The sequence below is a fragment of the Deltaproteobacteria bacterium genome (assembly GCA_016931625.1).
Lineage (GTDB): Bacteria > Myxococcota > XYA12-FULL-58-9 > XYA12-FULL-58-9 > JAFGEK01 > JAFGEK01.
Genome location: JAFGEK010000015.1, coordinates 1 through 10,876, shown reverse-complemented (window position 1 = coordinate 10,876; position 10,876 = coordinate 1). Strand labels below are relative to the sequence as shown.

The 10,876-nt window shown below is 38.8% G+C and carries 11 protein-coding genes; 3 read left to right on the top strand and 8 right to left on the bottom strand.

The features are described from left to right. The first annotated feature begins 98 nt into the window (after window positions 1-98). A complete protein-coding gene (locus JW841_00790; protein ID MBN1959454.1) occupies window positions 99-1,286 on the top strand; it encodes an EAL domain-containing protein in 1,188 nt (395 codons plus the stop codon). Window positions 1,287-1,431: 145 nt separating this feature from the next. Here JW841_00790 and JW841_00785 read toward each other — a convergent pair whose 3' ends face one another. The 8 genes from JW841_00785 to JW841_00750 all read right to left on the bottom strand — a co-directional run bounded on the left by JW841_00785 (window position 1,432) and on the right by JW841_00750 (window position 9,584). Beyond that, complete coding sequence (locus tag JW841_00785; GenBank protein MBN1959453.1) at window positions 1,432-1,866, bottom strand: GNAT family N-acetyltransferase; 435 nt, start codon at window positions 1,864-1,866, stop codon at window positions 1,432-1,434. 834 nt (window positions 1,867-2,700) lie between these two features. Further along, on the bottom strand, window positions 2,701-3,234 hold the full coding sequence (locus JW841_00780; GenBank protein ID MBN1959452.1) for a helix-turn-helix domain-containing protein: 534 nt from the start codon (window positions 3,232-3,234) through the stop codon (window positions 2,701-2,703). A 1-nt stretch (window position 3,235) separates the two neighbouring features. Further along, the gene (locus JW841_00775) at window positions 3,236-3,544 is read right to left on the bottom strand and encodes a DUF4258 domain-containing protein (protein ID MBN1959451.1); all 309 of its coding nucleotides are present in this window, start codon (window positions 3,542-3,544) and stop codon (window positions 3,236-3,238) included. 12 nt (window positions 3,545-3,556) lie between these two features. Beyond that, window positions 3,557-4,027 (bottom strand): hypothetical protein, encoded by a 471-nt coding sequence (locus tag JW841_00770; GenBank protein ID MBN1959450.1) that lies wholly within the window; start codon window positions 4,025-4,027, stop codon window positions 3,557-3,559. A gap of 202 nt (window positions 4,028-4,229) precedes the next feature. Beyond that, window positions 4,230-5,117, bottom strand: a complete 888-nt coding sequence (gene malG, locus JW841_00765) for a maltose ABC transporter permease MalG (GenBank protein ID MBN1959449.1) — start codon at window positions 5,115-5,117, stop codon at window positions 4,230-4,232. A gap of 12 nt (window positions 5,118-5,129) precedes the next feature. Then, window positions 5,130-6,698 (bottom strand): maltose ABC transporter permease MalF, encoded by a 1,569-nt coding sequence (gene malF / locus JW841_00760; GenBank protein ID MBN1959448.1) that lies wholly within the window; start codon window positions 6,696-6,698, stop codon window positions 5,130-5,132. 48 nt (window positions 6,699-6,746) lie between these two features. Continuing rightward, window positions 6,747-7,934, bottom strand: coding sequence for a maltose/maltodextrin ABC transporter substrate-binding protein MalE (gene malE / locus JW841_00755; protein MBN1959447.1), 1,188 nt, complete (start codon window positions 7,932-7,934; stop codon window positions 6,747-6,749). 252 nt (window positions 7,935-8,186) lie between these two features. Beyond that, window positions 8,187-9,584, bottom strand: coding sequence for a PAS domain S-box protein (locus JW841_00750; protein MBN1959446.1), 1,398 nt, complete (start codon window positions 9,582-9,584; stop codon window positions 8,187-8,189). Window positions 9,585-9,825: 241 nt separating this feature from the next. Between JW841_00750 and JW841_00745 the strand changes: the two genes are divergently transcribed. Together JW841_00745 and JW841_00740 are read left to right on the top strand one after the other, a co-directional pair. After that, complete coding sequence (locus JW841_00745) at window positions 9,826-10,290, top strand: transcriptional repressor (GenBank protein ID MBN1959445.1); 465 nt, start codon at window positions 9,826-9,828, stop codon at window positions 10,288-10,290. Next, the gene (locus tag JW841_00740; GenBank protein MBN1959444.1) at window positions 10,283-10,858 is read left to right on the top strand and encodes a rubrerythrin family protein; all 576 of its coding nucleotides are present in this window, start codon (window positions 10,283-10,285) and stop codon (window positions 10,856-10,858) included. Before JW841_00745 ends, JW841_00740 begins: the two co-directional genes overlap by 8 nt. Window positions 10,859-10,876 lie beyond the last annotated feature (18 nt).

Below are 10,876 nucleotides of genomic sequence, written 5' to 3'. Positions count from 1 at the left end.
ATGGTTTTTGACGCAATGGTTTTTTGTGATTTCGCCCAATTTATCGCATCCACAGATCAAAACACACTATTAAAAAAACGGGTGAGAACCACTGAGAAGTGACCGTGAGTAATACAAAAATGCAAAAAAACGAAAGTGTCACATCGTTAAGGGTTATGGTGGTTGACGATGATGAAGCCGTCGGTCGAATGATAGTCCGTATGCTTAAATCTGAGTCATATTTACCAGAGTTTTTTAGCGACCCCAAAAAAGCGCTTAAGGCAGCACAGGCTAACGATTATTGCCTGATCATCACTGATATTATTATGCCCGAGATGAACGGCATCGATTTGATGCGTGAGATTCGCCGCTTTGATTTCGATGTTCCGATCATCTTCTTGACTGGAACACCATCTATCGATACCGCTAAAAAGGCCGTTGAGATTGGCGCCTTTCGTTACTTCACCAAACCACCCGAGCACGAAGAAATGGTATCGGCGTTGCGCAAAGCCGCCTTCAACTACCAGATAACCAAGATCAGACGCAGGGCCTCTGCCCTACAAGGCATACAACGCGACGGCCCTGTAGATCTTCTTGGTCTTGAAGTGTCTCTTGATGCCGCCTTAGAAAGCCTCTGGATGGCATACCAGCCAATTGTTTACGCCCAAGACGGTTCGATCTTCGCGTACGAAACTCTGATGCGAAGCGAGAGTAAGACGCTACTAAATCCAGGTGCGATCCTTTCTGCTGCCGAAACACTCGGACGTCTCGATGATGTTGGACGTCGGGTGCGAGAAATTGCTCCAGATCCATTTTTAGACCAGAGCACCAATGCTCTGCTTTTTATCAACTTACACCCAAGAGATCTTTTAGATGTAAGTCTGCTTGATCGCTCAACCCCATTGGCATCAATGTCTAATCGCGTCGTTCTTGAAATAACCGAACGAGCCTCCCTCGACAAAATTCCCAATGCGGTTGAAACTATTTACTATCTACGTGAGCAGCACTACCGCATTGCTGTAGATGATCTCGGCTCTGGATATGCCGGCTTAACAAGCTTCGCAACACTAGAACCCAACTTCGTCAAACTCGACATGGCACTCATTCGTAATGTTGACACCAATCAAACGAAACAAAAACTAGTGCATTCGATTGTCGATTTATGCCGAGCAATGGATGTGTTGGTTGTCGCCGAAGGCATCGAGACTGCTAACGAACGAAATAAATGTATCGAACTAGGTGTAGACCTGATGCAAGGTTACTTTATAGCTAAACCAGCAAAAGCTTTTCCAACAGTAAATTGGTGAATTGAGGTACCTTTTTAACTAAAGTGTTAACGCCAACTGAATAATCAATTGCCACATCCCAATCTTGCCTAACTTATTAGGTGTTGGTGTTTGGTACCTAATATTGCTATTGCGCGTTATTGCTATTGGCTGTTTTTAATAACAACTACCTTTCTGGCCTCTGATATCTGATTTCCATCCAATATTCCGGTTTCGCAAAAGACTTAAAACCGACTTTTTCATACACCCCGTGCGCATCCTTGGTGGCAAGTACCCATTGATAGACGTCTTTCAATTCCGAGTGAGTTAAGATATGGGTCACCATTGCTTGACCAATTCCTTGTCTACGACAAGACTCGTCCACTATCACATCCAAAATATAAGCAAAGCGGGTTTTGTCTGAAATAACACGTGCATAACTGATTTGCATGCCATCAAAAGCGAAAGCACCGACAACAAGCGCCGAGTTAGTGGCGCTTTGCAAGACTTCGGCCTTCTTGATACCTGCGCACCAATAAGTGTCCTTCAGCATGTCAGTAACCTTATCGAAATCCATTTCATCAAAGCCATGCTTCAAAGAATATTCGACTTTTTTATCCATACTAATTTATTCCTTTACCGTTTTGCTGATTTTTTGTCTGACATCACGCGCTTTCACTGCATTCGCTGCTAAGATATCACACTTTTCAATTATTCTTGGTTTTCTCTAATCTACCCAATCGATAGTATACCATCTCTGAATATCGTAATAAAAACGGTCTATGATGTCATTGATCTTCCCCTGGTTTAGTATTTCAGGGGAAGATCAAACAAACGAGAAATTTTTAATTACTGAGCCACTTGCAAAATTCGATGTAATTAACAATTATAACAAAAATAAAGTCATTCCCACGAAAGTTGGAATCCAGAATGGTGTGCAATATCAATAAGTTATAGATTCCCACTTTCGTGGGAATGACAAAAATGGATGGTTGCTCGACTTTTGCAAGTGGCTCTACTTACTGCAAAAACTTATAAATTCTTGTGTGGTCATATAGCGTTACTTCCATAAAATAACACACATAGGCAACTGACACTTGTTTTTGGTGTATGTGAAGCCTATGTGGGGGTTATATTTTTTTTAAGTTCGTAAGTTCGATAATGCGATTTTGGGGTGTGTAAAAATTATAATATTTCTTGGTAGTTAGAAGTTGGCTCCCCTTATCGGACGCATATCGAACCGCGATAATAGAGGAGATGGGGCTGACTCTTAGTCTCATTTTTCACTTTTATCGGAATTGGATTCCTACTTTCGTAGAAATGACGAGGAGTTACGTAAAACTCTCTACGTCATGCCCTCGAAAGAGGGCATCAAGTAAAGCCTAATAAAATCGATCAATTACAGAGATGAGATCAAGAGTCAGGATGGGGAGGGTCGTATAGATATTTTGCACGTTTAAGCCGCAGGTTTTACCAATGCTTTTACTACATAGTTTTTAACGCGCTTTGGTGGTGCTGTGACTCTGGGCGACATTAAGATATGCGCAATGTTTTGTTTGACTGCATCAAAATAAAAATTAAGAGTAGATGGACGTTCTAAAAGATTTGCTAAAGTTATGCCTCTGAGTTCGTAGTCATGCTCTTTAGATAAAGGTCGCTCGCCACGTTCCCAGTCGGCAATGGTTATTACATTAATACCCATACGTTTTGCTAGAGCTGCTTGAGTTAATGATAAAACAGCTTTACGCAAATACCGTGCTTCTTTAGCAGTGAGAATACGAGGTTGCGATAAAACAACAAGTGTTAAAGCAACAAGCATTTGCTCAATCGTTTGCGCAGTGAAAGTCTCAGCCTTGCAAGTATCACAACGCAATCCGAGTACTGCTTCTTTAAATGTACCGCGTATACCAAAAAGAGGAGTAAGATCGATATCTTTAATAGTATTTGGCTTGAGTTTGCCGCCACAACTGCAATTAAGCGGTTTGGTCATTTTATTTCTCCTTTACAAAGGCTGTAATGATAACAACGAAATTGTCGTCATCATCTATGACTAATTCAACACCAACCCCGAGGTGCCTGCCATCATTATTATGACCATAAACTCTAAAACTTTCTCCTCTCTGATGAAGTGGTCGCATATCATGCGGCTCGATTCGTTTTGCATTAACCACTGCTGCTAAAACATCAACTAATGCAATATTGCGCTTAGTTATTTGTTTGAACAGATGCGGATCTGGCCGCCAATTATCAGAGCGAATAGTGTGCTTTATAGCACGTAAGGGCACTATCAGATTTTTCATCTTATATTAGTATTATACTAAGTTAGGGCGAATAAGCAAGTACTTTGCAACCCTAAGCACACTAATCGATGCAGTATGCAAACGAAGGTGTAGCAAGCGATTGGACCAGCGCCGAATCGTTCGTATCGAGGTAGACAAAGAGTAGCGTAAGAAAAACTCGTTACCTCGCGTGAGCAAGTATGCAAATACCTGAGCAGCACGCGTACTTATTGAGACTCGCTGTGCTGGCCGCCCAAGTCGAGCCATGTGCCATTGCAGCGCATCTAGCTGTGCCTTTAGTGCAATATTCTCGCAATATAATCGCATTGCCTCAGGGATCATTGTGCCACGCGGTAAACGAGTAATGCGATCGATGAACCTGAGCAGAGTACTATAGAATATAAGCTCGCTTGTACGCAGTAGGAAAAACAGGGCACTTGGTAAACCACCCAAAGAGCTAGTCGATGTTGCTCGCGAACGTGGTCTCGATCTCTCTGAACTCACGCGCCTCGCTGACTTTCGGCCTTTAGATGTGAAGGATATTCCTGAAGATGCCTCAGGGATGATACAGAACTTATACCAACAACCTTAAGGATTAGTGGGTGGATCAAAAACGCCAAGCTTTTAAAAAAAGTAGTCCAAACATAAAATCCCAAGTTACTCTAGCTTATCTTAAACACTAATTGCCCAGCAAATTTATGATAACTCAGCCCTTTACTCCGCCGGCAGTTAACCCTGATACTATCCAACGTTGTGCTAGCAAAAAAACAAAAGTAATAGGAAGACCCGAAAGCACAGCGGCGGCAGCAAAATCTCCCCATAAATAATTTTGCTCGTAGAGATAATATTTTGAGCCTACTGCAAGAGTAAGATTTTGCTCTTGACGTAAAAGAATTGATGCTACCGGGTATTCGATAATAGTACCAATAAAAGCCAAAACAAAAACCACTAACAAAATCGGTATTGCCATTGGCAATAATATATGAATGAAAGCTTGCCAAGGTGAAGCCCCATCAACCGTTGCACCTTCTTCAATCTCAACTGGTATCGTTTGAAAATAGCTACGGATAGTCCAAATATGCATAGAAATGCCACCAAGATAGGCAAGAATTAAACCAGCATGTGTTTCAACCCCCAGCCATGGCACATAATTTCCAATAGTATCGAAAATTGAAAATATAGCCACCAAAGCCAATACGCACGGAAACATCTGCAGCAGCATAATAGTATTAAGCATTGTAGTTTTAAATTTAAAACGCAGACGCGCAAAGGCATAAGCTGCAGTTGTTGCTAAAACTACGATGCCAAATGCAGAGATACCAGCTATTTTTACAGAATTCCATAGCCAGTGCATCACTGGAAATGGTGGTTTAACTAACTCACCATCAGCACCAACATAAGAAATTCCTAACGCTAGTTTCCAATGTTCAAGACTAAGATCAGAAGGAATAAGCGTCCCTGAAGCAAAATTACCAGGACGAAGCGAAATGGATATAATCATTAGAAGCGGAAACATAATTAAGGCAATAAACACTATGAGAAAAATATGTGCCGCTAATTTACGCCAACGTTGATGTTTGCCTTGGACAATCATGTATATAAGACCTCAACGTGATTCTTGTTGATTAACGCGAGTTAGTTTTAAGTTCAGTATTGATAACAATGCAACCATTACAAAAATAACAGTCGAAATAGCTGCCGCTAAGCCAAAATTTTGACCAGAGTCTTCAAAAGCTATGCGGTAAGTATAAGACACTAAAATATCTGTTGTACCTGCAGGTACATGAGTATTAAGAAAATCTGGACGACCGGTGGTTAATAGTGAAATTAAAACAAAGTTATTAAAATTAAATGCAAAAGAAGCAATCAATAATGGCATTAGTGGTTTTATGGTAAGCGGCAAAGTAATTTTAAAAAAATTAGTTAAAGGTCCTGCACCTGCAATTGCTGAGGCTTCATACAAATCATAAGGTATGGCCTTGATAAAACCCATACACAAAATCATAATATATGGGTAACCAAGCCAAGTATTAACAATCAATATCATAATTTTGGCTAACGTGGCATCGGCAAACCATTGGGGCTTAATACCGAATAGTGCATTTAATATAATATTAATTTCGCCAAAATTGGCGTTAAACAACCCTTTAAAAATTAAGATAGAAATAAAGCCTGGTACGGCATAGGGCAAAAACAACAAAGTACGATACATAGTGCTAAATCGCAGTGATGGCCAATTTAAAATTACCGCAAGCGTAAAACCAACTGCCAACGTAAAAAATACAGTTAACCCAGCGAAAACAACGGTCCATATAAAAATGTAGAAAAAGGGTCTTCTAAATTCTGGGTCAGTTGCCATACGGATATAGTTATTAATACCAATCCCAACTTTGAAACCTGGTGAAAGCCTTGCGCCTGCAGTGGTTTCAAAAAAACCAGTATCGAAATTAGGTTTAATAGTCTCACCTGTAGCTCGTTTATTAAGAGAGTTTTCAGGGCCTTCAGTATAAACTGATTGCATAAAAGCAAACTCACGTATACCGGCGTATGATAATATTTCGCCATCAGGTAGACGCACTTTAATATTACTTAATGCCTGGCGTAATTTAATTATACGACTTATCGGTAGTGGTTCATTTGTTTGTTTGGTATCGTTTTTTTGCAAAACAGCATCTAACGGTTGTTTAAGTGTTGCAGTTAATAGTTTTATACGCGATGTAATAAAACTCTGTTTATTGCTGTCAATATCAGCTTGTTCTGCTGTTGTTTCATCATCTTCATTTTGCATAGGTTGCAAAACTAACCAATATTCTTCATTATCTTGATATAATGAAAAGTGCATACCGCTACCTTCTTTACGAACTGTCTCGTCAAGAAGATATTTTTTAGCACGATCGAACGATAAAAGGTTTACCGCACTATAATTGGTAAAGCCTATTTGCACTGTATAGAGCAAAGGAAATACAACAAATATGGCAATACCCGCCAAACCGGGAAATAAATATCGATAGTTATATGCACGAGGAGCTAAAAAGATATAAAAAGTAAATACCAAGAGTGCCAAAAAACTTACTGCCCACAAAGGATTACCTCGTATATATATTAAACCAACAAGGTATAGTAGTACTGCAGCGAGCAACGTTATAGCTACGCCTTTGACAATTTTGCCGAACATGCCCTAGAAAAATCCCCCCTCCCCCATTATATTAAATAGATGACTACATCACTTCGCCAAAATTCTTGCCGCAGCTGCATCAAGCGCTTCTTTGGGCTTTTGACGACCGTTGGTAATATTTTCGAGGGCAGAAGCCATAGCTGACCAGAATTTTCCCATTTGCGGTATATTTGGCATTGGTTCACCGCGCCGCGCATTTTCCATTGTGGCTTTAATATTTGGATTGCTGGCTAGTTCTTTAAAAAATGCTTTATTAGCTGGAGTACCAAGGGGAACATCCACATTAATAGTTTTTAAACCTTCTACCTGAAGAACGTAATTTTCTAAAAACTCTTTAGCAATATCTTTGTTCGGGCTAGGAGCTGCAATCATACAACCAAGTACGCCGACAAATGGTTTTGAATGTTTCTTGCCTACATCTGGAATTGGAGCAACGCCAAAATCAATTTTGCTCTTTCTAAGATTATCCCATGCCCACGGGCCAGTAATCATCATGGCTACTTCGCCATTATTAAAGGCTGATTCCATACGGGCGTAAGATGCACCCTGCGGCATTGCACCAGTCTTAATTAATTTATCTAAAAGTTCAGCTCCTTTAATAGCTCCTTTTGTATTAACACCAACCTTATTGGGATCAAGATTTCCCGCTTTATCTTTTGCAAAAACATATCCACCATTTGCCGCTAATATCGGCCAAGTAAAATATGTGTTGTTATAGTCCCATAAAATAGCTTTTTTACCTTGAGCTGTTAGTTTTTTATCAAGCTTAATTACATCATCGAAACTTTTTGGAGCATTCTTTACTAATGCTTTGTTATAAATGAGGCCGATAGCTTCAATAGATAGTGGATAACCCCAAATTTTTCCTTGAGTGGTAAATGCGTTCCATGCGAATGGCTCAATACTGTTTTTGACAGTTTTTGATGGGGTTATTGGTACAATAAGGCCTGCTTGTGACCACTCACCAATACGATCATGTGGCCAACACCAAATATCCGGACCTTTACCGGCTGCAGCTGCTTGTTGAAATTTTTCGGTTGCTGCCTCAGGGTGTTCTACTACCACTGATACCCCGGCTTTTTGCGAAAATTGATCACCAACTTTTTGTAATCCGTTATAACCTTTATCGCCATTAATCCAAACCAACAATTTACCTGGTTCAGCAGCTTGGGCAAAATGACCGAAACTATAAGTTACAATGGTTATAATGCCGAGTAGCTTAATTATATTTTTCATAATGTACATTGAGATAGCCTCCTAGCTATTTGAGCTAACAAAGGGAATACGGCTTGCCTCTAATGCGGCACATCATGCCCATTTTATCAGTATTTTGAAAGTCAAATATTAATTATCACTGAGTGATTTTTTTGCTGCCGCGCCTTTTTTCATACTTTTTTCGTGCCAAACACAAAATAAATTAATAATTACCCTAAAATCGAGTTTTTTTATTTGCTAGCTAATGACTATTGGATAAAATTCTAGTTTTCATCAATTCTTTTTCGCCAAAATCATATGTTCATCAATAACCTTTTGCAAGCTTTGAAAATCAAATGGCTTTTCTAATTGCAAATTTTTTATCTTTGCTAAATATTCTCTAGTTTTAGGCGTAAAAGCTCCACCAGTAATAAATATTAGGCGATTTGCTAATTCTGGGTATTTAGTATTCAACCACTGATGAAATTCGATACCTGAAATATTTGACATCATTACATCGCAAAGTATTAAATTGTAATTCTGATCTTTCTCGATAATTGATTTTGCTTCTGCCCCACCATTGGCCTGAACAACATCGTGTTCAGAAAGCATTTTAATTATTGCCTTACGGATACTTTCCTCATCATCGACAACAAGGACGCGACATCGTTTTGCAATTTCTTCTTCAATAATACTATCATTAATACTTTCTTGTTTTTCACTTACCAAACTAATTTCTTGACCATTATATAAGGTATGTATATCAGCATTATTTTTATCAATTGCATTATTTTTTAGCCTCCAATATCCTTTTGCTGCGCCAATATGCGCTGCACATATATTATAGATATTTTGAGCTGCACTTAAAAAATCATTACCTAACAATACCTCTCGTGTTGCTCGCAATAGCACCTCTGTCTCTTGCTGAGCTATTTGACGTTCTATTTCGTTTTGTTTATTTTCGGTTATATCTGCACCTGAACTTATATGTGCAACGATTTCACCATTATTATCTCTAACAATGGTGTTATTCCATGCGATTAGTCGTTCTTCACCAGTTTTTGTTAGGACTACGTTTTCATGATAGGACGAACTCTCATTTTGCTCAGATAAAACTTGTGATGCTATATTTAATATTTCAGGGCGAATTTGTGCTGGGATAAAATTTTCAAACCAGTTTTTGCCAACTATTTCTTCTTCTGGATATCCGAGTACTTCACAACCCTTTTTATTAATTAAAGTAACTATTCCGTTAATATTAATCACAATAATAACCCCTGCAATATCTAAATATTGTTGAGCGCGCCTGCTTTCAGTATATCCAGCCTCTTCAGCTTTTCGATTTTCTGTAACATCTAACAAACAAACCTGAGCTAATCTTTGCTCACCAGATATAACCGGAGTTGTTGATATTAAAAAATGAAGTTCAGATTTATGACCTTTTTTATCAACAACCGTCATTGTCGCAGGAATTTGCTGATGCTCGTAATTATTATTAATTGTATGTAAAATTTTTTCTCTTAATATACACAGACCACAACTCGACCCGAAACCACAGCCACGTCTATCATCAGTTGAATGTATACATCCCAGTGCCTCACCACATGAAACACCATTTATCTCATCACGGCCACAAAATTTTTCTGCCCGACAATTAGCTTTACGAATTTTATATTTATTATCGACCAACATTAGCAACACTGCTGCTTGGTCATATAATGCCTTATTCTCGACCTCAGCGTCACGCATACGTCTATTAACCTTAATCTCATGAAGCGCAAACGCTATATTATCAAATAATTCTAAATTTCAGCATATCGTTGATAGGTCTTTCTTTTTTTTTAACACCTTATTTTTATAATTTGCCATTGACAATCAACTGCCTATTACGATTTATTACTAGCTCGTAATTTTTCTTATCTTCATCAAACTTATGAAACCTTCACAACAACAATTAGACAAAATGTTGCAACATTGCAAAGAGGCATTCAATAAAGCTGGGGTAAAATTAACACCTCAACGTTTTGAGGTATTTCGTGAAGTTGCATTAAGCCGAAAACACCCTGATGCTGCAATGGTTCATAATGGTGTTCGTCAACGTATGCCATCACTTTCATTAGATACTGTTTATCGCACTTTATGGTTATTATCAGACTTGGGTCTATTTACTACTATCAGCCCTTCGCGTGATTGCACGCGGTTTGATGCTAATCCCGCTCGCCACCACCATTTTATATGTAATAAATGTAGCTTGATTTGTGACTTTTGTAATAATGAATTTAATAATTTAAAAATCCCTAAGCATGTCAAGTCATTAGGGGAAATTTTAACAACAAATGTTGAAATTAGAGGCATTTGTCGTGGATGTTTAACAAACAAAAGGAGAAACCATGCCTAATATAAAAGGTACTGAAACTGAAAAAAATTTACTTAAAGCTTTTGCCGGTGAATCACAAGCGCGTAATCGTTATACTTATTTTGCTAGTATTGCTCGTAAAGAGGGCTATCGCCAAATCGAAGCAATATTTCTTGAAACTGCCGAAAATGAACGCGAACATGCTAAACGCTTTTTTAAATTTCTAGAAGGCGGTGATGTTGAAATTACTGCAACATATCCAGCTGGCAAACTTGGTACTACCCTTGAAAATTTAAAAGCTGCCGCAGCTGGTGAAAACGAAGAATGGAGTGTGTTATATCCTGATTTTGCTGAAACCGCTAAAAAAGAAGGTTTCAACGAGGTTGCGACTTGCTTTACTATGATTGCAAAGGTCGAAGTCGAACACGAAGAACGATATAAAAAATTAGCTGCTAACATTGAAGCTGGTAAAGTATTTAAAAAAGATGCACCTGTCCGTTGGAAATGTCGTAACTGTGGTTATGTGCACGAAGGCCCGGGCGCACCCGATAAATGCCCAGCTTGTTTGCATCCACAAGAACATTTTGAAATTAAAGAAGAGACATATTAATTTCTAAGCGAATGTCAT

Excerpts from the sequence above, each read along its gene's own strand:
- JW841_00750 (MBN1959446.1), bottom strand. The coding sequence starts at position 9,584 with ATGTTGGTCGATAATAAATATAAAATTCGTAAAGCTAATTGTCGGGCA.
- JW841_00740 (MBN1959444.1), top strand. The coding sequence starts at position 10,283 with ATGCCTAATATAAAAGGTACTGAAACTGAAAAAAATTTACTTAAAGCT.
- malF (MBN1959448.1), bottom strand. The coding sequence starts at position 6,698 with ATGTTCGGCAAAATTGTCAAAGGCGTAGCTATAACGTTGCTCGCTGCA.
- malG (MBN1959449.1), bottom strand. The coding sequence starts at position 5,117 with ATGATTGTCCAAGGCAAACATCAACGTTGGCGTAAATTAGCGGCACAT.
- malE (MBN1959447.1), bottom strand. The coding sequence starts at position 7,934 with ATGAAAAATATAATTAAGCTACTCGGCATTATAACCATTGTAACTTAT.
- JW841_00780 (MBN1959452.1), bottom strand. The coding sequence starts at position 3,234 with ATGACCAAACCGCTTAATTGCAGTTGTGGCGGCAAACTCAAGCCAAAT.
- JW841_00785 (MBN1959453.1), bottom strand. The coding sequence starts at position 1,866 with ATGGATAAAAAAGTCGAATATTCTTTGAAGCATGGCTTTGATGAAATG.
- JW841_00775 (MBN1959451.1), bottom strand. The coding sequence starts at position 3,544 with ATGAAAAATCTGATAGTGCCCTTACGTGCTATAAAGCACACTATTCGC.
- JW841_00745 (MBN1959445.1), top strand. The coding sequence starts at position 9,826 with ATGAAACCTTCACAACAACAATTAGACAAAATGTTGCAACATTGCAAA.